The sequence below is a fragment of the Streptomyces buecherae genome, assembly GCF_014295035.1.
GTDB lineage: Bacteria > Actinomycetota > Actinomycetes > Streptomycetales > Streptomycetaceae > Streptomyces > Streptomyces youssoufiensis.
Genome location: NZ_CP060404.1, coordinates 138652 through 163897, shown reverse-complemented (window position 1 = coordinate 163897; position 25246 = coordinate 138652). Strand labels below are relative to the sequence as shown.

Genomic DNA, 25246 nt, shown 5'->3' with positions numbered 1-25246 from the left:
GCCGGGCGCGGGGCCCGCGCGGGGGCGCTCACCGGAGCCCGCCGTCCGTGGGGACGTGCAACTCGTTGTCGAGCACGTCGAACAACTCCTCGTCGGTCGCCGATTCCAGGTCCCCGGCGTCGTCCGCCGCGTCCGCGCCGCCCACCGCGCGCAGCAGTTCCTGGAGCCGCGAGGCGATCCGCGCGCGCTGCTCGCGGTCCGCGATGGCCGCGGGCAGGGCGGCTCCCACCCGGTCGAGGTCGGCGAGGACCGCGCCGGACGGCGTCGCGCCCCCCGCGGCGCCCTCCGGTACGAGCAACTCCCGCAGCAGGTGGACGACCGCCGCCGGCGTCGGGTGGTCGAAGACCAACGTGGCGGGAAGCCGTACGCCGGTCGCGGCCGAGAGCCGGTTGCGTAGCTCGACCGCGGTCAGCGAGTCGAACCCCAGCTCGCGGAAGTTCTGCGTGGCCTGCACCGCGTCGCCCGCCTCGTGCCCGAGGACCGTCCCCACGTGGGAGCGCACCAGGTCGAGCAGCGCCTGCTGCCGGTCCTCCTCGGTGAGCTCGGCCAGGGTGGCGGCCAGCGCGGGCGCCGACGCGTCGGGCACGCCGGCCGCGGCCTGCGGCGCGGCCGCGCGCACCAGGCCGCGCAGGAGGGCGGGTGGGTCCGCGTCGCCAGCCCGGGCCCGGCGTCGCATCGACGCCAGGTCGAGCGGCATCGGCGCCAGCAGCGGCTGCCCGCTGCCCAGCGCGATGTCGAGCAGTGCCATGCCCTGCTCGGTCTCCAGGGCCACCATGCCGGCGCGCTCCACCCGGGCCCGGTCGGCGTCGGTCATCGACCCCGTCATGCCGGTCGCCTGCGCCCAGTAACCCCAGGCCAGCGACGTGGCGGGCAGCCCGTGCGCCTGCCGGTGCTGGGCCAGCGCGTCCAGGAACGCGTTGCCCGCCGCGTAGTTGCCCTGGCCCGCGCCACCGAGCAACCCGGCCGCCGCGGAGAACAGCACGAACGCCGACAGCTCCGCGTCGCGGGTCAGCTCGTGCAGGTGCCAGGCCGCGTCGGCCTTGGCCCGCAGCACCTCGGCGACCTGCTCCGGGGTGAGCGCCTGTACCGTCGCGTCCCGCAACAACCCCGCCGCGTGCACCACGGCCGTCAGCGGGTGCTCGGCCGGTACGGAGCGCAGCAGCTCGGCCAGCGCGTCCCGGTCGCCCGCGTCACACGCGGCGACGTGCACGCGCGCCCCGAGCGCGGTCAGCTCATCGACCAACCGATCCGCCCCGGGCGCCTCCGCGCCGCGCCGGCTCACCAGCAGCAACCGCCGTACGCCGTGCGCGGTGACCAGGTGGCGGGCGGTGGCAGCGCCCAGCGTCCCGGTGCCGCCGGTGATCAGGACCGTGCCGTCGGGATCGAGCGCGGCCGGAAGGGACAGGACGATCTTGCCGATGTGGCGGGCCTGGCTGAAGAACCGGAACGCCTCGGGCGCGCGCCGGATGTCCCAGACGGTGGTCGGCAGCGGCTGTAGCGCCCCGCTGTCGAACAGCGCCGACAGGTCGGCCAGCATCTCCCCGATACGATCCGGGCCCGCGCCGGTGACCAGGTCGAAGGCCCGGTACGTCACGCCGGGGTGCGCGGCGCCGACCTCGTCGGGGTCGCGGACGTCGGTCCGGCCCATGTCGATGAGGCGACCGCCCGGCGTCAGCAGCCGCAGCGAGGCGTCCACGAAGTCGGCGGCCAGCGAGTTGAGCACCACGTCGACCGAACCGGCCGCCGCCCGCACACGCTCCTCGAAGTCCAGCGAGCGCGAGGACGCGATGTGCCGCTCGTCGAAGCCCCGCTCGCGCAGCGCGTGCCACTTGCCGGGGCTCGCCGTCGCGTACACCTCCGCGCCCCAGTGCCGGGCCAACTGCACGGCCGCCAACCCGACGCCACCCGTCGCCGCGTGCAACAGCAACCGCTCGCCGGCCCGCAGCCCCGCCAGGTCGGTGAGGCCGTAGTACGCGGTCAGGAACGCCGACGGCACGGTCGCCGCCTGCGCGAACGACCACCCGTCCGGAATCCTGGTGATCATGCGCTGATCCGTGATGACCTGCGGCCCGGTGCCGTTGAAGAGGCCGAGCACCCGATCACCCACCGCGTACCCGGACACGCCGGCACCCACCTCGGTGACCACGCCGGCGCCGTCGCCGCCGAGCGGGCGCGGGTCCTCGACCATGCCGAGGGCCACCACCACGTCGTGGAAGTTCACGCCACCGGCCCGCAGCCGCACCCGCACTTCGCCCGGGCCCAACGGCCGCCCGTTCTCCGGCGACTCGACCAGGGCCAGGTTCTCCAGGCTGCCGCTGCCCACCAGGCCCAGCCGCCACGCGTCCCCCGCGCCCGCCGGCGGAGTGAGCTGCCCGGCACCGTCCTCGTGCGCGAGCCGTGGCACGTATGCCTGCCCGTCGCGCAACGCCACCTGCGGCTCGTCCAGCGCGAGCGCCGCCGCCACGGCTCCGAACGCGGCGTCCCGCCCATCGACGTCCAGCAGCACACACCGCCCGGGGTTCTCGGACTGCGCGCTCCGCGCCAGGCCCCACACGGCCGCGCCCGGCAGCGATGCGATGTCCTCGTGGCCGGAGGCGGCGACGGCCCGCCGCGTGACCACGACCAGCCGGCTGTCGGCGAACTCCGGGGCGGCCAGGAACTCCTGCAACAGCGCGAGCAGGGCGCCGGTCGCCTCGTGCGTCGCCGCCACCGTGTCACCCGGGTCGTCGCCTGTCACCCCGCCCGATTCCGCGCCGACGAGCGAGGTGAAGCAGGCGAGCACCGTATCGGGGGCGACACCCCCGGAGGCCACCATGGCCCGCAACCCCACCAAGCCCACGTACTGATCGGCCCCGGGCAACGCGTCGGCCAGCGCGGCGGCTCCCATCTCATCGCCCAGCGCGACGATCGCCCGCTCGGCAGGCGACACCTCCCGCTCCAGCGCGACCTGCGGCCACGCGAGCTGGAACAGCGCGTTCCGCCCGGCGGAGCGGGCCCGGCCGAGCTGGTCGCCCGCGACGGGCCGCAGGGTCAGGTCCGCCACCGTGGCCACCGGGGTACCCGTCGGGTCGGCCACCGTCAACGCCAACCGGTCGGCGGCGGTGGGCACGATCCGCACGCGCAGCGCGCTCGCACCCGTCGCGTGCAACCGCACCCCCGCCCAGGCGAACGGCAACAACACCTGCTCAGCCTCGTCCGATCCGGGAGCCACCGCCAGCGCACGGGCGTGCAGGGCGGCGTCGAGCAACGCGGGGTGAACGCCGTAGTCGGCCGCCCGCTCCCGCTCCTGCTCGGGCAGCACCACCTCGGCGTAGATCGCGTCGCCGAGCCGCCACGCGGCGGTGAGCCCCTGGAAGGCCGGGCCGTACCGGTAGCCATGCTCGGACAACTGCGCGTAGAAGCCCTTGACCGGCAGGCTGCTGGCGCCGGGCGGCGGCCACGTACCGCGCAGCGTCTCGGCCTCGGGTGCGGCGGACATCTCCAGCGCACCGGTGGCGTGCCGCGTCCAGGCAGCGTCCACGTCACCGGCCGGGCGCGAGTGGACCGTCACGGGCCGCTGCCCCGTGGCATCGGGCCCCGCGACGGCGATCTGCACGTCCACGGCCACGCCATCCGGAATGACCAGCGGCGCGTGCAGGGTCAGCTCGGCCACGTGGTCACAGCCCACCCGCCGCGCCGCGTGCAGCGCCCACTCGGCGAAGGCGGTACCCGGCAGCAACACGGTGTCCAAGACCGTGTGATCCGCCAACCACCCCTGTGTACGCGACGAGAGTCGCCCGGTCAGCAGGTACGAGCCCCCCTCGGCCAGCTCCACGGCCGCCCCGAGCAGCGGATGCCCAGCAGCCACGAGCCCCAACCCGGCCGGATCGCCATCCTGTCCACCGTTGCCCTCGACCCAGTAGCGCTGGCGTTGGAAGGCGTAGGTGGGGAGGTCCACGGTGTGGGGTGTGGGGTCGTTGGGGTACCAGCGGGTCCAGTCCACGTTCACGCCGGCGGTGAACGCCTGGGCTACGGACTGGGCCAACTGTTCCAATCCGCCGTGTTCGCGGCGGAGGGTTGGTACCGCGGCAGCTTCGATCCCGGCTTCGTCGAAGGCTTCTTGGAGTCCGACGGTCAGGACGGGGTGGGTGCTGGCTTCGATGAACACGCGGTGGCCATCGGCCAGGAGTTGGCGTACGGCGTCGGCGAAGCGGACTTGTTCGCGCAGGTTGGTCACCCAGTACGCGGTGTCCAGGAGGCTGGTGTCGATGCGTTCGGCGGTGACGGTGGAGTAGAACGCCACCTCACCCTGGGTCGGACTGATACCGGCCAACACCTCGTGCAGTTCGTCGGCGATCTCGTCAACCTGTGCGCTGTGGGAGGCGTAGTCCACGTCGATCAGCCGGGCCCTGCCACCTGATTCCTCCAGCGTGGAGACGGCGTGCTGGACCTGCTCAGGCGGGCCGGAGACCACGGCGGAACCGGGTCCGTTGACCGCTGCGATGCCCACGCCTGCCGCGCTGTCGCCAAGACCGGCCAGGAACTCCTCGGCCTTGTCCTGACTCAACGCCAACGAAGCCATCGCGCCACCGCCGGCAAGTCGGCGCAGCGCCCTGCTCCGCAGCGCCACCACCTTCGCACCGTCCTCCAGGGACAGCGCGCCGGCGACGACAGCGGCGGCGATCTCACCCTGACTGTGGCCTACCACGGCCGCCGGCTTGACTCCCTGGTCCGCCCACACCGCAGCGAGGGAGACCATCACGGCCCACAACACCGGCTGCACCACGTCCACCCGGCCCAGGTCGGCGGCGTCCACCCCACCGCGCAGCACCTCGGTCAGCGACCAGTCCACGTACGGAGCGAGCGCCCGCTCACACTCACCCACCCGCGCCGCGAACACCGGCGAGGCTTCCAACAACCCCGCGCCCATACCCACCCACTGCGACCCCTGACCCGGGAAGACAAGGGTGGGGTGGGGGTTGCTGAGGGGGTTGGTGGTGTGGGTGAGGGCGGGGTGGGGCTGGGAGGTGGCGAGGGCTTTCAGGGCGGTGTGGAGGGTGTCAGGGCAGGCGGCGGTGATGACGGCGCGGTGGTCGAAGGTGGTGCGCGTGGTGGCCAGGGACCAGCCCACGTCGACGGGCGAGAGGCCGGGGTGTTCGGCGAGGTGGTCGGTCAGGGCCTGGGCCTGGGCGCGCAGGGCCTGGGGCGTACGGGCCGACACCACCCAGGGCAGCAGGCCGGCGGAGTCCGGTGTGGGCGGGGCGGCCTCGGTCTCGGGCGCCTCCTCCAGCACCAGGTGGGCGTTGGTCCCGGAGATGCCGAACGCGGAGACGCCCGCCCGGCGCGGTCGGTCCGGACGCGGCCACGCGGTCGTCTCGGTGAGCAGCCGCACCTCGCCGGCGGTCCAGTCGACGTGCGGGCTCGGCTCGTCGATGTGCAGGGACTCCGGCAGTTCCCCGTGCCGCATGGCCATCACCATCTTGATGACGCTCGCGGCGCCGGCGGCGGCCTGGGTGTGGCCGATGTTGGACTTGATGGAGCCCAGCCACAGCGGTCGGCCTTCGGGCCGCCCCTGGCCGTAGGTGGCGAGCAGGGCCTGCGCCTCGATCGGGTCGCCGAGGGTGGTGCCGGTGCCGTGCCCCTCCACCACGTCCACGTCCGCCGTGGACAGCCGGGAGTTGGCGAGCGCCTGCCGGATGACGCGCTGCTGGGACGGCCCGTTGGGGGCGGTGAGCCCGTTGCTCGCGCCGTCCTGGTTGATGGCCGAGCCACGGATGACGCCGAGGATCGTACGGCCGTTGCGCTGTGCCTCCGACAGCCGCTCCAGCACCACAAGCCCCGCGCCCTCGCCCCAGCCCGTGCCGTCGGCGGCTGCGGCGAACGGCTTGCACCGCCCGTTCGGCGCGATCCCGCGCTGTCGGGAGAACTCGATGAACGCGCCGGGCGTGGCCATCACCGCGACCCCACCCGCGAGCGCGAGGTCACACTCGTTCTGCCGCAGGGCCTGGGCCGCGAGGTGCATCGCCACCAGCGACGACGAACACGCCGTGTCCACCGTGACGGCCGGCCCTTCGAGCCCCAGGGTGTACGCCACGCGGCCCGACACGACGCTGCCCAGGTTGCCGGCGCCGACGTACCCCTCCACGTCGCTGGTGATGTTCCCGATGACCGACAGGTAGTCGTGCGCGCCGACCCCGGCGAAGACTCCCGTGTTGCTACCGCTCAGCGCCGCGCGGCTGAGTCCGGCGCGCTCGAACGCCTCCCAGGCTGTTTCCAGGAGCAGTCGCTGTTGCGGGTCCATGGCCAGCGCCTCGCGCGGGCTGATGTCGAAGAACGCCGCGTCGAAGGTGGTCGCGTCGTAGCAGAAACTCCCTTGGTCCACATACGACTTGCCGTACGCGTCCGGGTCCGGGTCGAACAGCTCGTCGGTGTTCCAGCCACGGTCGGTGGGGAAGCCGGAGATGGCGTCGCCGCCGCCTCGCACGAGGTCCCACAGATCCTCGGGCGACCGCACGCCGCCCGGGTAGCGGCAGGCCATGCCCACGATGGCGATGGGCTCCGGCTCCGCGGACTCCGCCGCGCGTAGCCGCTGGCGCGTCTCGCGCAGTTCCGCGGTCACCCACTTGAGGTGATCGAGCAGCTTTTCCTCGTTCGACATCTGACTCAGGCTCCTTGGCACGGCACGGAGAAGGGGGTCATCGGGCTCACGACTTTCCGAACTCGTCGGAGATGAGGTCGAAAATGTCTTCCGCGGACGCGGCCTCCAGATCGCTGTGTGCCGCCGAGCGGTCCGTCTCCCGCCCGGTGTCGCTCCACTTCGCCAGCAGCAGTTGCAGCCGGCCGGTGATGCGCCGCCTGGCGGCCTCGTCCACGTCGGCCGATTCGGACGCCGCGTCCCAGCGGTCGAGCTCCGTCAGCAACCGGCCCTCGGACGCCACGTCCTCGTCGGCGAGCTGCTCGCGGAGGAAGTCGGCCAGCTCCTTGGGCGTGGGGTGGTCGAAAATGAGCGCCGGGGTCAGGTCGAGCCCCGTGGAGCTGGCGAGCTGGTTCCGGAGTTCCACCGCCGTCAGCGAGTCGAACCCGAGGTCCTGGAAGGGCTGGGTGGCCGGGACGGCGTCGATGCTGGCGTGGCCGAGGATCTGCGCGGCCGTGGTCTGGATGTGGTGCAGCACGATCTGCTGCTGTTGGCCCGGCGTGCTGTCGGCGAGCTGTTGTGCCAGGGCGCTGGTCGCGACGGGTTGGCCGCTGGTCACCTCGGCCGTCGCGGCGGGGGCGGGGGTGAGGTGGGCGAGGAGGGGGCTGGGGCGTTGGGCGGTGAAGCTGGCGGGGAACTTGTGCCAGTCGATGTCGGCGATGGTGATGGTGGTGTCGTTGTGGGTGAGTGCCTGGTGTAGGGCCTTGACGGCCAGCTCAGGAGGCAGCGGGTTCATGCCACGGCGGCTGTAGTACGCGCTGGCGGCGTCGTCCGCCGCCATGCCGGATTCCGCCCAGGGAGCCCAGGCGATGCTGGTGGCGGGGAGGCCGTGGGCGCGGCGGTGTTCGGCGAGGGCGTCGAGGTAGGTGTTGGCGGCGGCGTAGGCACCTTGGCGGCTGCCGCCCCAGGTGGCGGCGCCGGAGGAGAAGAGGACGAACGCGCTGACGTCCTTCATCTCCCGCGTCAACTCGTGAAGGTGCAGGGCCCCCAGGGACTTCGGCCGCAACACGGCGTCGAGGTGCGGCAGGTCCAACTCCTCGAACGGTGTGTTCTCCGCGATCCCCGCGGTGTGGATGATGGTGGTGAGTGGTTGGTGGGTGGGGATGGTGTTGAGGAGTTGTTGGAGTTGGTTGCGGTTGGTGATGTCGCAGGTGGTGATGGTGATGGTGGTGTTGAGGTGGTTGAGTTCTTGGGTGAGGGTTTGGGTGTGGGGTGCGTTGGGTCCGGTGCGGCTGGTGAGGATGATGTGGGGTGCGTTTTGGTGGGCGAGCCAGCGGGTGATGTGGGTGGCGAGGGCGCCGGTGCCGCCGGTGATGAGGGTGGTTCCGGTGGGTTTCCAGGGTGTGGGTGTGGGGGTTGAGGGGGTGGGTGTGTGGTGGAGGCGGCGGGTGAGGGGTGTGTTGCGGATGGCTGTTTGGTCGTGGGTGGGGTGTGTTTGGTTGGGGGTTTGGGTGAGGAGGGTGGCGAGGTGGTGGGTGGTGTGGTGGTTGGGGTTGGTGGGGAGGTCGATGAGTCCGGCGATTTGGTGGGGGTGTTCGAGGGCTGCGACGCGTGCGAGTCCCCAGGTGTGTGCTTGGTGGGGGTTGGGGAGTGGGTCGGTGGTGTGGGTGGTGGTGGCTCCTTGGGTGAGGGTCCATAGGGGTGCGGTGATGGTGGTGTTGTTGAGTGCTTGGATGAGGGTGGTGGTGGTGGCGAGTCCGGTGGGCACGGCGGGGTAGTCGGGGTGGGGGTTCTCGTCCAACGCCAACAAACTCACCACGCCGTCCAGCGACCCCGCGGAATCAGCCGCCCGCTCCAACTGTTCGGCGACCACCTGCCGTTCGGCCACCGCACAGTCGATCACCACATCGGTACGCAACGCCCCGTGGTCGTCCAGCGCCTCGCGTGCCAGCCGTACGGCCGGATGCTCCTCGTATCCCGCCGGCAGCACCAGCAACCACGGACCGGCCAGGACAGGGGAAGTGGATTCCGGGATCGGCTCCCAAGTGATGCCGTACCGCCAGGAGCCGATGGCCGACTGCTCACGGTGCTCACGCCGCCAGGTGGAGAGCACGGGGAGCGCGGGCATCAGGGCCTCGACGGTGGGACTGTCCCGCTGCACGTTCAGGGTGCTGCTCAACGTGTCAACGTCAAGCTCCTCGATCGCCTGCCACAGCCGCTCCTCGACCACATCCCCACCGTGTCCGCCGCCCGCTCGTGGCGCCGGCGGCTCGACCCAGAACCGCTGCCGCTGGAAGGCGTACGTCGGCAGCGCGACCACCCGTGGCTGCGGAGCGGCCGGGAACCACTCGGCCCATTCCACCCCCAACCCGCTCGCGTGCAACTGCCCCAGCGCACGCCCGAAGCCCTGCACGTCCGACTGCTTGCGGGACAGCGTCGCGATGGTCAGCGGCTGGGCCCCGAGCGCCGGCTCCGCCTCGGTGGCGAGGTGGTGGAGGGTGTGTTGGGTGGCGGTGGTGAGGGTGGGGTCGGGTCCGAGTTCGAGGTAGGTGTGGGTGGTGGGGGCGGTGTGGGTGATGGCTTGGTGGAAGTGGACGGGTCGGCGGATGTGTTGGGCCCAGTAGGTGGGGGTGGTGATGAAGTCCGGGTCGGCGGGTTGGCCGGTGAGGTTGCTGATCAGCGGGATGGTGGGCGCGTGGAAGGTCAGCGTGCTGAGAGCTTGGGTGAAGGCGTCGAGGATGGGGTCCATCTGGGGTGAGTGGAAGGCGTGGCTGACGGTCAGGGACCGTGCTTTGCGTCCTTGTTCGGCCCAGTGGGTGCGGATAGTCTCGACGGCTTCGGTGGGCCCTGAAATGACGGTGTTGCCGGGGGTGTTCATGGCCGCGATGCTGACTTGGCCTTGGTGTTGGTCGAGGCGGGGTTGGAGTTCTTCGGGGGTGGCGTTGAGGGTGGCCATGGCGCCACCGGGCGGGAGGCTGCCCATGAGGGTGGCGCGCTGAGCCACCAGGTGGCAGGCATCGGGGAGGTCGAGGATGCCGGCGATGTGGGCTGCGGCGACTTCGCCGATGGAGTGCCCGATCACCGCGTCTGGTCGTACGCCCAGCGTCTCCAGCAGTCGTGCCATCGCGACCTGGAGCGCGAACAGGCCCGCCTGCGCATAGGTGGTGTGGTTCAGCAGATCGTCAGGCCCACCGGTGAAGACCGCATCCCGTAGGGAGTGGTCCAGGTGGGGGTCGAGGAGGTCGCAGACCTGGTCGAAGGTCTCGGCGTAGACGGGGAAGCGGTCGTACAGCTCGCGTCCCATGCCCGGGCGCTGACTGCCCTGGCCGCTGAAGAGGAACACCGTGTCACCCGTACCAGTGGTCGTGGTCGCTGGCGCGGGGCTGACCAGTGCGCGGTGAGTCTCGCCGTGGGCCAGCGCGGTGAGCCCGGCGAGCAGCTCCTCGCGGTCCTCGCCCACCACCACGGCCCGGTGCTCGAACGACGTACGTGCGGTGAGGAGCGTCCAGCCGACGTCGACGGGTGACAGGTCGGGGTCGGCCGTGACGCGTTCGGCCAGGGCCTTGGCCTGTCCGCGCAGCGCCGCGTCACCGCGGGCCGACACCAGCCACGGCACGGCGCCACCCACCTGGTGCCGGGCCGGCTCGGGTGGCTGCGGCGGTTGCTCCAGGATCAGGTGCGCGTTGGTGCCGCTGATGCCGAACGAGGAGACACCGGCCCGGCGCGGGCGGTCCGCCTGGGGCCAGGCGGTTGGCTCGGCGAGCAGGCGGACGTCCCCGAGACCCCAGTCCACCTTCGTGGACGGCGCGTCGATGTGGAGCGAGGCGGGCAGTACGCCGTGGCGCATGGCCTGCACCATCTTGATGACGCTGGCGACGCCGGCGGCGGCCTGGGTGTGTCCGATGTTGGACTTGATGGAACCCAGCAACAGCGGCCGGTCGTCGGGCCGGTCCTGGCCGTACGTCGCGAGGAGGGCCTGTGCCTCGATCGGATCGCCGAGCGTGGTGCCGGTGCCGTGCGCCTCCACCGCGTCCACGTCGGACGCGGCAAGCCGCGCGTTGGCCAGCGCCTGCCGGATCACCCGCTGCTGCGACGGGCCGTTCGGTGCGGAGAGCCCGTTGCTCGTACCGTCCTGGTTGACGGCGGAGCCACGTACCACCGCGAGGACCCGGCGACCGTTGCGTCGCGCGTCCGACAGCCGCTCCAGCAGCACCAGGCCCGCGCCCTCGCCCCACACCATGCCGTCGGCGGCGTCCGCGAACGGTTTGCACCGGGCGTTGGCCGCCAGCCCGCGCTGCCGCGAGAACTCGATGAAGGCACCGGGCGTGGCCATGACGGTGACGCCACCGGCGAGGGCCAGACTGCACTCACCCTGGCGCAGGGCCTGGGCCGCGAGGTGCATGGCCACCAGCGACGACGAGCACGCGGTGTCCACCGTCATCGCCGGGCCCTCAAGCCCGAAGGAGTACGCGACGCGCCCCGAGACGACGCTGCCGATGTTGCCCGTGGCCACGTATCCCTCGACGTCGCTGGCCGTGTCGCCGGTCAGCGACAGGTAGTCCTGTGACGTCACACCGGCGAACACGCCCGTGTCGCTGCCGTTGAGCGCTTCGCGGTCGAGGCCGGCGCTCTCGAAGGTCTCCCAGGCTGTTTCCAGCAACAGTCGTTGTTGCGGGTCCATGGCCAGCGCCTCGCGCGGGCTGATCCCGAAGAAGGCCGCGTCGAACTCGGGCGCGTCGTGCAGGAAGCCACCCTCGCGTACGTAGCTGGTGCCCTGGTGGTCGGGGTCCGGGTGGAAGAGGGCCCCCAGGTCCCAGTTGCGGTTGGTCGGCATCTCGCTGATGGCGTCCCGCTGTGCCATCACGAGATCCCACAGCCCCTGCGGAGTGTCGACGTCACCCGGGTAACGGCAGGCCATGCCCACGATCGCGATCGGCTCGTCCTGTGCCACCGCCGTGACCGCCGGCGCGTCCGCCGCCTCCTGGCGCCCGGTGAGTTCGGCCCGCAGGTACCGGGCGAGGGCAGTCGGCGTCGGGTGGTCGAAGACGAGTGAGGGGGGCAGGTTGAGGCCGGTGGAGCTGGCGAGCTGGTTCCTCAGCTCGACGGCCGTCAACGAGTCGAACCCCATCTCCTGGAACGGCTGGGCCGCCGGGATGGCCTCCGCGTGCGGGTGTCCCAGGATGGCCGCGGCCAGCGCTTGCACGTGCTGGACGAGCACCTGCTGTTGCTCGCTCGGTGGCGTGTCGGCGAGCTGCCGTGCCAGGGCGCTGCCGGCGGAAGCGGGCTGGTCACCGGGCGTGTCGGCCGTGTCGGCTGGGGTGAGGTCGGCCAGCAGGGGACTGGGGCGTTGGGCGGTGAAGCTGGCGGGGAACTTGTGCCAGTCGATGTCGGCGATGGTGATGGTGGTGTCGTTGTGGGTGAGTGCCTGGTGCAGGGCCTTGACGGCCAGCTCAGGGGGCAGCGGGTTCATGCCGCGGCGGCTGTAGAAGTCGACCGCCGTGTCGTCGGCCGCCATGCCGGCCTCACCCCACGGGCCCCAGGCGATGCTGGTGGCGGGGAGGCCGTGGGCGCGGCGGTGTTCGGCGAGGGCGTCGAGGTAGGTGTTGGCGGCGGCGTAGGCACCCTGGTGGCTGCCGCCCCAGGTGGCGGCGCCGGAGGAGAAGAGGACGAAGGCGCTGAGGCTGCTCATCTCTCGCGTCAGCTCGTGCAAATGCAGTGCGCCGAGCGCCTTGGGTCGCAACACGTGCTGCAACCGATCCAGTCCCAGGTCAGCGATGTACTCGGTGTCCGTCGCCCCTGCGGTGTGGATGATGGTGGTGAGTGGTTGGTGGGTGGGGATGGTGTTGAGGAGTTGTTGGAGTTGGTTGCGGTTGGTGATGTCGCAGGTGGTGATGGTGATGGTGGTGTTGAGGTGGTTGAGTTCCTGGGTGAGGGTTTGGGTGTGGGGTGCGTTGGGTCCGGTGCGGCTGGTGAGGATGATGTGGGGTGCGTTTTGGTGGGCGAGCCAGCGGGTGATGTGGGTGGCGAGGGCGCCGGTGCCGCCGGTGATGAGGGTGGTTCCGGTGGGTTTCCAGGGTGTGGGGGGTGTGTTGTTGGGGGTTGGGGTGGGGGTGGGTGTGTGGTGGAGGCGGCGGGTGAGGGGTGTGTTGCGGATGGCTGTTTGGTCGTGGGTGGGGTGTGTTTGGTTGGGGGTTTGGGTGAGGAGGGTGGCGAGGTGGTGGGTGGTGTGGTGGTTGGGGTTGGTAGGGAGGTCGATGAGTCCGGCGATGTGGTGGGGGTGTTCGAGGGCTGCGACGCGTGTGAGTCCCCAGGTGTGTGCTTGGTGGGGGTTGGGGAGTGGGTCGGTGGTGTGGGTGGTGGTGGCTCCTTGGGTGAGGGTCCATAGGGGTGCGGTGATGGTGGTGTTGTTCAGTGCTTGGATGAGGGTGGTGGTGGTGGCGAGTCCGGTGGGTACGGCGGGGTAGTCGGGGTGGGGGTTCTCGTCCAACGCCAACAAACTCACCACGCCGGAGAACGTCACGCTCACGGCCAACTCATCGAGCCCGTCGGTCACTTCGTCGCGCTCGCTCGTGCCCGTCACGAGGTAGCGCATCACACTGGCGCCGTACCCGGACAGGGCCTGGGTGGCGATGTGCGTGACTGGGTGCTCCTCGAAGCCAACAGGCACCACGAGCAGCCACGAGCCGTGCAACGCGGCTGGGGGCAGATCCGTGATCGGCGTCCACACGGCCCGGTACCGCCAGGAGTCGATGACCGACCGCTCGCGGTGCTGCCGTCGCCAGGCCGACAGCGTCGGCAGCACGGCATCGAGCATCGGTCGCTGCTCTTCGGGCGAGTCCAGCGTCCTGGCCAGCGCCGCCAGGTCCCCGCGCTCCACCGCGTCCCACAGCTCCACCTCGGCCGCACTCTGCCCAGCCCCACCCACGGCTTCGACCGGGTCGGCCGCGGCCAGCCAGAACCGCTGGTGCTGGAAGGCGTACGTCGGCAGCTCCACCACCCGAGGCGCCGGGCTCACCGGGAACCAGCCCGTCCAGTCCACCCGTACGCCATGGGCGTGCAGTGCCCCCAGCGCCTGGGCGAACGCCTGCGCCTCGGGCTTCTTACGGGACAGCGTCGCGGCGACCACCACCGCGGGCCGCTCGGCGTCCTCGTCATCGACGGTGAGGCTCTGGAGGTGGTGGAGGGTGTGTTGGGTGGCGGTGGTGAGGGTGGGGTCGGGTCCGAGTTCGAGGTAGGTGTGGGTGGTGGGGGCGGTGTGGGTGATGGCTTGGTGGAAGTGGACGGGTTGGCGGATGTGTTGGGCCCAGTAGGTGGGGGTGGTGATGAAGTCCGGGTCGGCGGGTTGGCCGGTGAGGTTGCTGATGAGCGGGATGGTGGGCGCGTGGAAGGTGAGGGTGCTGAGGGCTTGGGTGAAGGCGTCGAGGATGGGGTCCATCTGGGGTGAGTGGAAGGCATGGCTGACGGTCAGGGACCGTGCTTTGCGTCCTTGTTCGGCCCAGTGGGTGCGGATGGTTTCGACGGCTTCGGTGGGCCCGGAGATGACCGTGTTCCCCGGGGTGTTCAGGGCCGCGATGCTGACCTGATTCTCGTACGCGGTGAGGTGGGGTTGGAGTTCTTCGGGGGTGGCGTTGAGGGTGGCCATGGCGCCGCCGGGCGGGAGGCTGCCCATGAGGGTGGCCCGCTGAGCCACCAGGTGGCAGGCGTCGGGGAGGTCGAGGATGCCGGCGATGTGGGCTGCGGCGACCTCACCGATAGAGTGCCCGATCACCGCGTCCGGTCGTACGCCCAGCGTCTCCAGCAGTCGTGCCATGGCGACCTGGAGCGCGAACAGGCCCGCCTGTGCGTAGATGGTGTGGTCCAGCAGATCGTCAGGTCCGCCGGTGAAGACCACCTCCCGCAGGGGGTGGCCCAGGTAGGGGTTGAGGAGGTCGCAGACCTGGTCGAAGGTTTGGGCGTAGACGGGGAAGCGGTCGTACAGCTCGCGCCCCATGCCTGGGCGCTGGCTGCCCTGGCCACTGAACAGGAACACCGTGTCACCCGTACCGGCGGTGGCTTCCGTGTCCGGGTGGGTGAGGTGGGGGTGGGTCTCGCCGTTGGCCAGTGCGGTGAGGGCGGCCAGCAGTTGTTCGTGGTTCTCGCCGACGGCGACGGCTCGGTGTTCGAAGTGGGCCCGGGTGGTGGCCAGTGACCAGCCGATGTCCAGGGGCGACAGGTCGGGGTCGGCCGTGACGCGTTCGGCCAGGGCCTTGGCCTGCCCGCGCAGTGCCGCCGCGCTACGGGCCGAAACGAGCCAGGGCACGGGCCCGCCCACCGCGGACCCGGTGGCCGACTCGGCCGTGACGGGCGCGGGTGACGCGACCGGGGCCGGTTCCAGCGCGGCCGGCGGCTGCTCCAGGATCAGGTGCGCGTTGGTGCCGCTGATGCCGAACGAAGAGACGCCGGCCCGGCGCGGACGGTCGGCCTGCGGCCACGCGGCCCGCTCGGTCAGCAGCCGCACCTCGCCCGCGTCCCAGTCGACGTGCGGCGTCGGCGCGTCGATGTGCAGCGAGGCGGGCAGCACCCCGTGCCGCATGGCCTCGACCATCTTGATGACACCCGCCACCCCGGAGGCGGCCTGGGTGTGCCCGATGTTGGACTTGATGGAACCCAGCAACAGCGGCTGGCCCTCGGGCCGGTCCTGGCCGTACGTCGCGAGCAGGGCCTGTGCCTCGATCGGATCGCCCAGGGTCGTACCGGTGCCGTGCGCCTCTACCACGTCCACCTCGGCGGGAGAGAGCCGGGCGTTGGCCAGCGCCTGGCCGATGACGCGCTGCTGCGACGGGCCGTTCGGCGCCGTCAGCCCGTTGCTCGTACCGTCCTGGTTGATCGCCGAGCCGCGCAGCACCGCGAGGACCCGGCGACCGTTGCGTCGCGCGTCCGACAGCCGCTCCAGCAGCACCAGGCCCGCGCCCTCGCCCCAGCCGGTGCCGTCGGCGGCGGCGGCGAACGGCTTGCAGCGCCCGTCGGCGGCCAGGCCGCGCTGACGGGAGAACTCCACGAACGTCGTGGGCGTGGCCATGACGGTGACGCCGCCGGCGAGGGCCAGGCCGCACTCACCCTGGCGCAGGGCCTGGGCCGCGAGGTGCATGGCCACCAGCGACGACGAGCACGCCGTGTCCACCGTCATCGCCGGGCCCTCAAGCCCGAAGGAGTACGCGAGCCGGCCGGACAGCACGCTTGGCGTGCCGCCCGCCAACAGGTACCCCTCGACCTCCTGCGCGGAGGCGGTGCCGGTGGCCCCGTAACCCTGGAACGTACCCCCGGCGAACACGCCTGTGTCGCTGCCGTTGAGCGCTTCGCGATCGAGGCCGGCGCTCTCGAAGGTCTCCCAGGCTGTTTCGAGGAGCAGTCGTTGTTGCGGGTCCATGGCCAGCGCCTCGCGCGGGCTGATCCCGAAGAAGGCCGCGTCGAACTCGGCCGCCTCGTAGAGGAACCCGCCCTCGTTGGCGTAGCTGGTGCCCAGGTGCTCCGGGTCGGGGTGGAACAGGGCGTCGAGGTCCCAGTTCCGGTCGGTCGGCATGCCCGCGATGGCGTCCCGGCCCTCGACGACCAGCTCCCACAGGTCCCGCGGGGAGCGGACACCACCGGGATACCGGCAGGCCATGCCGACGATGGCGATCGGCTCGTCGCTGCCGACCACACTCGCCGGCCGTGCGGCGGCCGTCGCGCGCTGCCCGGTGAGCTGACCGCGCAGGTACGTCGCGACGGCGTGCGGGGTCGGGTGGTCGAAGACCAGCGTCGGCGCGATGGTGATGCCGGTGCTCGTGGCGAGCTGGTTGCGCAGCTCGACGGCGGTGATCGAGTCGAACCCGAGCTCCTGGAAGGGCACCGTGGGGGAGACCGCGTCCGGGCTCGCATGCCCGAGGATCGTCGCGGCATGGCGTTGCACGTGCTCCAGCAGGACCCGGTGCTGGCCGGCCGGCGTCCCCTCCGCGAGTTGCTGCCGCAGCGGGCTGGCGGCCATGGCGTCCACGGCTTCGGCCACCGCCGGCGCCACGGGGGCCACGTCACTCAGCAGGGGGCTCGGCCGCTGGGCCGTGAACCCGGTGGTGAACCTCTCCCAGTCGACGTCGGCCACCGTGATGGTCGTGTCGCCGCGTCCCAGCGCGGCCTGGAGCGACGCGATGCCGAGATGCGGGTCGAGCGGGGAGAGGCCACGCCGCTTGAGGTAGGCGATCCCGGCCTCGTCGGCGGCCATCCCGGTGCCACCCCACGGGCCCCAGGCGATGCTGGTGGCGGGCAGGCCGTGGGCGCGGCGGTGTTCGGCCAGGGCGTCGAGGTAGGCGTTGGCGGCGGCGTACCCGGCCTGCCGCCCGCTGCCCCAGGTGGCCGCGTTGGACGAGAACAGCACGAACGCGCTCAGGTCCAGGTCACGGGTCAGCTCGTGCAGGTGTGCCGCGGCCACGGCCTTGGCGTCGAGGGTCCGGTCCAACGCCGCCAGGTCCAGCTCCGCGAGCGTGTCCACCTCCAGGACGCCGGCCGTGTGCACGACGGCGGACAGCGGCTGGTCCGTGGGGATGTCGGCGAGCAGGCGTTGGAGCTGGTCACGGTCCGCGACGTCACAGGAGACGATGTCGACCGCCGCGCCGAGGGCCGTGAGCTGCGCGGCGAGTTCGCCGGCCCCGGCGGCGTCCGGTCCGCTGCGGCTGGCCAGCAGCAGCCGTGGCGCGCCGTTCTCGGCGAGCCAGCGGGCGACCCGGGCCCCGAGGCCCCCCGTGCCGCCGGTGATCAGGGTGGTGCCGGCGGGCCGCCAGGGGGCATCGTCGGCGGCTCCGGGCGCCTGGCGAAGCCGGCGTGCGAACACCGCGCCACGGATGGCCGCCTGGTCCTCGGCCTGACCCGGTGCGAGGAGGGTGGCGAGATGGCGTGCGGTGTGGTGATCGATGGTCGTCGGGAGGTCGATGAGCCCGCCCCAGCGATCGGCGTGCTCCAGGGCCGCGACTCGCCCGAGCCCCCACACCTGCGCCTGCCTCGGGTGGGGGAGCGGGTCAGCGGCGCCGGTGGCCACCGCGCCCTGCGTCAGGCACCACAGCGGAGCCGACACCGCCGCGTCCCCGAGCGCCCGCACCAACGCGATGGTCGCCGCCAACCCGGCCGGCACGCCAGGGTGTGCCGGGTGAGCCGTTTCGTCAAGGGCCAACAGGCTCAGTACGCCGGCTGGTTGGCCACCCGCTACCCGCTCTCCGATCTCGCCGGCCAACCCCGAACGATCCGCGCCGCCCGCCTCCACCACCAGGTGGTCAACGGCGCTGACACCGTGCCCCGTCAGGGCCTGCGTGGCGGTCTGTACGGCAGGATGGTCCGCGAACCCGGCGGGCACCACCAGCAGCCAGGCGCCAGACAGTGCGGCCGGAGCCGCGTCGGCGAGCCGCTTCCACCTGACCTCGTAACGCCAGGAATCCACCACGGACCGCTCACGGTGCTGCCGCCGCCAGGCGGACAACACCGGCAGCGCGGGCAGCAGCGCGTCGAAGCCCGGACTGCCCTGGTCCAGCTTGAGAGTGCTGGAGAGCGCCTCGACGTCCAGTTCCTCGATCGCGTGCCACAACTGGCTCTCCGCGGCATCCACCCCGGCACCGCCCGCACGTCGCGGCACCGGGGACTCCAGCCAGAACCGCTGGTGCTGGAAGGCGTACGTCGGCAGCCCGACCACCCGCGGCGCCGGGTCGGCCGGGAACCAACCGGACCAGTTCAACGGCGCGCCCGCCGCGTGGAGTTGGGCCAGCGCGCGCGTGAACGCGTGCACGTCACCCTGCTTGCGCTGGAGGGCCGCCACCACCAGCGGCTCGGGCCGCTCCTGCCCCGCCTCACCCTCAGAGTGCCCCGCCTCAGCCACGACCTCCGCTGCGTCCCCGGTGGCCTGGCCATCGGGGCTGTGGGTGGGCTGGGTGGTGGGGTGGGTTTGGAGGTGGTGGAGGGTGTGTTGGGTGGCGGTGGTGAGGGTGGGGTCGGGTCCGAGTTCGAGGTAGGTGTGGGTGGTGGGGGCGGTGTGGGTGATGGCTTGGTGGAAGTGGACGGGTTGGCGGATGTGTTGGGCCCAGTAGGTGGGGGTGGTGATGAAGTCCGGGTCAGCGGGTTGACCGGTGAGGTTGCTGATCAGGGGGATGGTGGGCGCGTGGAAGGTCAACGTGCTGAGGGCTTGGGTGAAGGCGTCGAGGATGGGGTCCATCTGGGCTGAGTGGAAGGCATGGCTGACGGTCAGGGACCGTGCTTTGCGTCCTTGTTCGGCCCAGTGGGTGCGGATGGTCTCGACGGCTTCGGTGGGCCCGGAGATGACCGTGTTCCCCGGGGTGTTCAGGGCCGCGATGCTGACCTGATTCTCGTACGCGGTGAGGTGGGGTTGGAGTTCTTCCGGGGTGGCGTTGAGGGTGGCCATGGCGCCACCGGGCGGGAGGCTGCCCATGAGGGTGGCCCGCTGAGCCACCAGGTGGCAGGCGTCGGGGAGGTTGAGGATGCCGGCGATGTGGGCCGCGGCGACTTCGCCGATGGAGTGTCCGATTACCGCGTCTGGTCGTACGCCCAGCGTCTCCAGCAGTCGTGCCATGGCGACCTGGAGGGCGAACAGTCCCGCCTGTGCGTAGGTGGTGTGGTTCAGCAGGTCGTCGGGTCCGCCGGTGAAGACCACCTCCCGTAGGGGGTGGTCCAGGTGGGGGTCGAGGAGGTCGCAGACCTGGTCGAAGGTTTGGGCGTAGACGGGGAAGCGGTCGTAGAGTTCGCGTCCCATGCCCGGGCGCTGGCTGCCCTGGCCACTGAACAGGAACACCGTGTCGCCGGTGGTGGGCCGGGGGGTGGGCGTGATGAGCGCGGGGTGGGTGTCGCCCTCGGCGAGCGCGTGCAGGCTGGCCAGGAGCGCATCGCGGTCCTCACCCACGACAACGGCCCGGTGCTCGAAGAGCGTGCGGGTGGTGGCCAGTGACCAGCCGACGTCCAAGGGTGACAGGTCGGGGTCGGCCGTGACGCGTTCGGCCAGGGCCTTGGCCTGCCCGCGCAGTGCCGCCGCGCTACGGGCCGAAACGAGCCAGGGCACGGGCCCGCCCACCGCGGGCCCGGCGGCCGGCTCGGCCGTCACCGCCGCGGGTTCCGCGTCGGCCGCCCGGTCTCCGGCCGGCTCGCCGTCCGCCGCGTCGAGGTCGTCGGGTGGGAACTCCGCCGCCAGCGGGGCCTGTTCCAGGACCACGTGGGCGTTGGTGCCGCTGATGCCGAACGAGGACACGCCCGCCCGGCGCGGGCGGTCCGCCTCTGGCCAGGCGACCGCCTCGGTCAGGAGTTGGATGGCCCCCGACGACCAGTCGACGTGCTGCGTCGGCTGGCCGATGTGGAGCGAGGCCGGCAGCGTCTGGTGCCGCATCGCCAGCACCATCTTGATGACGCCGGCCGCACCCGCCGCCATCTGCGAGTGCCCGATGTTCGACTTGATGGAGCCCAGCCACAGCGGCCGGTCTTCGGGCCGGTCCTGGCCGTACGTGGCGAGCAGGGCCTGCGCCTCGATCGGGTCGCCGAGCGCGGTGCCGGTGCCGTGCGCCTCCACCGCGTCCACGTCGGCCGCCGTGAGTCGGGCGTTGGCCAGCGCCTGCCGGATCACGCGCTGCTGTGCGGGTCCGTTCGGTGCGGTCAGGCCGTTGCTCGCGCCGTCTTGGTTGACCGCCGTGCCCCGGATGACCGCGAGCACCTGGTGCCCGTTGCGCCGCGCGTCCGACAGCCGCTCCAGCAGCAGCACGCCGACGCCCTCGGCCATCGAGATGCCGTCGGCGCTCTGGGAGAACGGCTTGGACCGGCCGTCGGGAGCCAGCCCGCGCAGCTCGCTGAAGCCGATGAACGGCGCCGTGGACGACATGACGGCCGCCCCGCCCGCCAGCGCCATGTCGCACTCACCCTGCCGGATCGCCTGGCAGGCCAGGTGCATGGCCACAAGCGACGAGGAGCACGCCGTGTCCACCGTGACGGCGGCGCCCTCAAGCCCCAGCGTGTAGGCGACGCGACCGGAGACGACGCTCGCCGAGTTGCCGATGGTGAAGTACCCGGCCGAACCCTCGGGGACCTGCGACTCGTCCGAGACGTAGTCCAGGTGGTCGCAGCCGATGAACGTGCCGGTCTGGCTGCCGCGCAGCGACTCGGGGTTGATCCCGGCGTGCTCGATGGCCTCCCACGATGCCTCAAGCGCCAACCGCTGCTGCGGCGCCATGCCCAGGGCCTCGCGGGGGCTGATGCCGAAGAACGCGGCGTCGAACCCGGCCGGGTCGTCCAGGAACCCACCCTCGCGCGCGTAGCTGGTGCCCGGGTGCTCCGGGTCGGGGTCGTAGAAGTGGTCGAGGTCCCAGTTACGGTCGGTCGGCACCTCCGAGACGGCGTCCCGACCCTCGGCCACCAGCTCCCACAGCTCCTCGGGGGAGCGCACACCGCCCGGGAAGCGGCAGGCCATGCCCACGATCGCCACCGGTTCGTGGCTGGCGGACTCCACGTCCTTGAGGCGGCGCTGGGTCTGTCGCAGATCCGCCGTCACGCGCTTGAGGTAGTCGAGAAGTTTCTCTTCATTGTTCGCCATTGGCGGCGTACCCACTTCCCTCGGCGATCACCGGCGGCCTGCTTTCGCTGAACACGACGGGCACCAGGTGCGAACGGCTGTGGGTGAGGAGAAGGGCGGCTTCGCCCAATCCAGAAGATCGTGCTGGGCTTCGTTCGCTGGCCCCGCCTGGTTGCCAGCGTCGTGGACGACCCTAAAGTCGACCTAATCCAGCGACGCGCCGATTACGCGCCCTGCCACGACAACGCGCGGCCGGCCGACCCCATAAGTCGATCTGCGCGCGTTTCGGCCACCGCACGCAATGCGCATACGGTCCGGACGCACAACGCGGCGTACCGGACCGGCCGTTATGGGGTGGCCGGACCGGTACGCCTCACAAAGCGCCGCAGCGGTTTATGCGCGGCGACAGTCGTACGTGCCCTTCAAAACCGTGCCATCCGAGAATGTCATGGTCTGATGGTTGGTGAAGTGGTTCTTGTTCACCACCTGGTAATCGTCGTGCAGGCTGATCGGGACGCCCGTGGTCTCCCCGCTGGGGTCGGGCTTCACCACCTGGCTGAGTGAGCCGGTGAAGATGAGGTGCCCGTCCTTCCAGGGAGCGGCGGCGTAATTCCCGTTGCTTCCCCAGTTGTCGTGGTACTGGTTGATGAACTTCTTCGCCACCGGGTCCCAGCCGAACGTCGCTCGGCCGACCACGTCACCGGGCTGCATCCTGGCGTCGGTGTAGAGGTAGTGCCCGCCCATGGCACGCTTCGTGGTCATGGTCATCGTCGCCGGCTTGGAGCCGGGCGGCGGCGCGTAGTCGCACGTGAACGTGCCGAGCAGGAAGTCAAGGCCCCGGATCTGCGGAGGCGCGGGCAGGGTGCGCGGCTTGTGCGGCCTGGTGTGCTGCGACGCGGAGTCGGCCGCGCTCCGGGGGGCCGGCTCCGCGCCCACCGGTGCCACGGCGAACAGGGCCAGGCCCAGGGCCGACGCGCCCGCTATGCCGAGCGGTGCGCCTCGCCACCGCACCGGGACCAGCCTGCGCCGCTCCCGCCCCTCTGGTTTCTGGGTACTCACACTCAACTCCTGCGATTCGTACGGTGACCCGCGGCTCACGCAGCGGGCGGCCCACCGGCCGGCGCGGCGACGCGGTGGTTGCCGGGCGCCGAAACCGCTGCGGGCTGGGCGTCCGGACCGGCCGTGTGCGCCACCCTCCGGGCAGGCAGGTGCCGCCCATCGTTCGCGTCGACGCTAAAGGTGGGCTAAGGCGTGGCGCGAACCATGCGCTGCCGCGGGCCCTGGCCCGAGAGCGCGGGCCCCGAGGCCCAGACCGGATGGCGCGGCCGGCGGGCGGGTGGCGTACGCGTGTCGTCGGCGGGAGCGTACGGGGCCGGGGCGTACGTCAGGTGCGCGGCGTCGCGTCGGGCCGCGCCGCGTTGGCCAACTCGTCCGCGACGAGCCGGATGACCTCGCCGCTGCGCTCGCTGAGATAGAAGTGCCCGCCAGGAAAGACGCGCAGATCAACCGGGCCGGTGGTGTGCTCGGACCAGGCCCTTGCCTCGTCCAGTGTCACCTGCGGGTCGCTGTCGCCGACGAGCACGCTGAGCGGGGCGTGCACCGTGGAGCCCGGGGTGACGCGGTAGGTCTCGATGGCGCGGTAGTCGCCACGGATCGCGGGCAGGATCATCGCCCGCGTCTCCGGATCGTCCAACAGCCCCGCGTCCGTCCCGCTCAACCGCTGAAGTTCGGCCACGATCCCCTGGTCGTCCCGCTCGTGCACCGACTCGGCGCGCACCCGCGAGGGCGCCCGCCGCCCCGAGACGAACAGCCTGACCAGCGGCGGCGCACCGGCCGCGGCCAGCCGCAGGGCCACCTCGTACGCGACGACCGCACCCATGCTGTGTCCGAAGAACGCCAACGGACGGTCGGCCAGCGGGCGCAGTGCGGGAACGAGCGCGTCGGCCAGTCGGTGCAGGTCGTCGATGGTGGGCTCGGCACGGCGGTCCTGCCGCCCCGGGTACTGCACGGCGCGTACGTCCACGGCGGGGGAGAGCCGCGCCGAGACCGGGAAGTAGAAGCTCGCCGAGCCACCCGCGTGCGGAAAGCACACGAGTCGAACGGCGTCGTCCGCCGCCGGGTGGAATTGCCTGATCCAGGTCCGCGGGTCGGTCGTCGGTGCTGTCATCGCGCTGTGCCATCCCTTCGGCCGCTCGGCCTCGCCTGCCGGTCGACGCTCCGCCGACCCTCGCTTTCGGTTCTGGTTCCGGTTCTGGTGGCGCTTCCGGTCCAGCACCAGCTTCCGCGACGGGAGCGGGCGCCTGGCCCGCCTCCCATTCGTCGTTGTTCGAAAGCGTGCGCGCCGCCTTTGGCGTATTGCGCACCCCTCCGCGCTCCTCACGCGGCGGTGCGCCGCACTTTCCATGGAGTGGTCCCATCTGAAACGTAGCACCGACTCCTTTGCGTCCAGGGCCTTTTCGGGCAGCCCAGCCGCCTTAGTTCAGCTTTAGTCGCATCGCGCACCATGAGCCGAACGCGGAGTCGGCGCGCTCGGCAGCGTGCGTGGTGCCGGTGCTTTCCAGTGGATGTTCGTGACAAGGAGGATGATGATGGGCGAGGTTGACGGAGTTGGGGAGTCCTCTCTCACGAGCAACTGGTCCGCGGTGGAGAAGTATTTCGAGCAGGCGCCCACCTCGCGGGAGATGATGGGCTGGATCGAGGACATCTACAACCAGGGAATTCGACGGGCCGGATATCCCGCCGATAGCTGGATCGAGGAATGGGCCGCCGAACAGTTCCGGCAGACGGGGCTCGAGGACGTCCGGCTCGAACCGCTGAACACCCCCATCTGGCGCCCCAAGTCCGCGCACTTCGAGATCTGGCCCACCGGCAAGCCCGACGAGGTCACCCGCTTCTCCGGCCTGGCCCTGCCGTACTCGACCCCCACCGAGGGGACCGAGGGGCGGCTGGCGCGCATGGAGGACGGCGAGGTGAGCGGCGGGATCGCGGTTCAGGAGATCACCTTCTCGCAGGTGCCGCAGTCGCAGATGGCCGAGCGCGCCACGGACTCGTACGACCCGGAGGGCGTGCTGCCCGAGCTCGTGCAGACCGTGCCCTTCGACCTGCCGCACGTGCTCGACTTCGACGTGGCGGCCAAGAACGGCGCCACGGCCTACGTCGGCCTGCTGACCGGCGTGCCCTGGGAGACCAGCGACTTCTACTGGCCCTACGACGCGGAGCGGCGCCCCATCCCCGGCATCTGGCTCAGCGGCAACGACGGCCGCAAGGTCCGCGAGCTGATGGCCTCCGGTGAGTGCGAGGGCCGCATCGTCTCCGACGCCACCCTCACCGAGGAGACCACCCACAACGTCGTCGGCACCCTGCCCGGCGCCTCCGATCACTGGGTGATCATCGGCTCGCACCACGACGGCCCGTGGGCCTCGGCGGTCGAGGACGCCTCCGGCGTCTCACTCGTCCTGGCGCAGGCCAGGTTCTGGGCCTCGGTGCCGCGGGAACTGCGCCCGCACAACATGCTGTTCCTGCTGACGTCCGGCCACATGGCCGGGGCGGCGGGAACCCAGGCGTTCATCGCGGACCACCAGGAGCTGTTCCCGAAGGTCGTCCTGGAGATGCACCTGGAGCACGTCGCCCGCCGCGCAGACGTGATCGACGGAGAGGTCGTTGCCAGCGACGACCCCGAGGTGCGCTGGTGGTTCGCGACCCAGGCGCCCGCGCTGGAGCACCTGGTCCTCGACTCGCTCGCCGCGGAGGACATCAAGCGCTCCTGGCTGCTGTCCCCGACCGCGCTCGCCCCCAACCCGGCGACGGACGGCGCGTACTTCTACTACACGGGCGTCCCGCTCGTGCAGTACATCTGCACCCCGATCTACATCTTCGACCCGCGGGACACCCCCGACAAGGTGGACGAGCCGAGCCTGGTGCCGCTCTCCAAGGCGGCGGCCCGCATCATCGCCGGCACCGTCGGCTGCGACCCGGACACCCTGCGCGTCCCGCTGGAGAACGCGGCGGCGGCCACCCCGAGCGAGGCCGACGCGGCGGCGCCGGAGAGCTGACAGCCGCGTTCCCGCGAACGG

Annotated in this window: 5 protein-coding genes; 1 reads left to right on the top strand and 4 read right to left on the bottom strand. The window is 71.6% G+C overall.

Annotated features, from left to right (window positions below; all coding sequences use genetic code 11):
- Positions 1 to 28 precede the first annotated feature (28 nt).
- The 4 genes from H7H31_RS00620 to H7H31_RS00605 all read right to left on the bottom strand — a co-directional run bounded on the left by H7H31_RS00620 (position 29) and on the right by H7H31_RS00605 (position 23340).
- Positions 29 to 6646 carry an SDR family NAD(P)-dependent oxidoreductase gene (locus H7H31_RS00620; protein ID WP_372456064.1) on the bottom strand — a complete coding sequence of 2206 codons (6618 nt, stop codon included), beginning with the start codon at positions 6644 to 6646 and terminating at the stop codon, positions 29 to 31.
- Between the two features lie 37 nt (positions 6647 to 6683).
- Entirely contained in the window at positions 6684 to 21194 is a 14511-nt protein-coding gene (locus H7H31_RS00615; RefSeq protein ID WP_187117705.1) for a type I polyketide synthase, read from the bottom strand.
- Between the two features lie 372 nt (positions 21195 to 21566).
- Positions 21567 to 22232: a DUF1579 family protein gene (locus H7H31_RS00610; RefSeq protein ID WP_187064424.1), complete on the bottom strand. Its 666-nt coding sequence runs from the start codon at positions 22230 to 22232 to the stop codon at positions 21567 to 21569.
- Positions 22233 to 22557: 325 nt separating this feature from the next.
- The gene (locus tag H7H31_RS00605) at positions 22558 to 23340 is read right to left on the bottom strand and encodes a thioesterase II family protein (protein WP_187064423.1); all 783 of its coding nucleotides are present in this window, start codon (positions 23338 to 23340) and stop codon (positions 22558 to 22560) included.
- 421 nt (positions 23341 to 23761) lie between these two features.
- On the opposite strand from H7H31_RS00605, the gene H7H31_RS00600 reads away from it, so the two are divergent.
- Entirely contained in the window at positions 23762 to 25225 is a 1464-nt protein-coding gene (locus tag H7H31_RS00600; RefSeq protein ID WP_187064422.1) for a M28 family peptidase, read from the top strand.
- Positions 25226 to 25246 lie beyond the last annotated feature (21 nt).

What these genes read in the sequence shown, in the direction of transcription:
- H7H31_RS00615 (WP_187117705.1), bottom strand. Translation starts at nt 21,194, where the DNA reads ATGGCGAACAATGAAGAGAAACTTCTCGACTACCTCAAGCGCGTGACG.
- H7H31_RS00605 (WP_187064423.1), bottom strand. Translation starts at nt 23,340, where the DNA reads ATGACAGCACCGACGACCGACCCGCGGACCTGGATCAGGCAATTCCAC.
- H7H31_RS00600 (WP_187064422.1), top strand. Translation starts at nt 23,762, where the DNA reads ATGGGCGAGGTTGACGGAGTTGGGGAGTCCTCTCTCACGAGCAACTGG.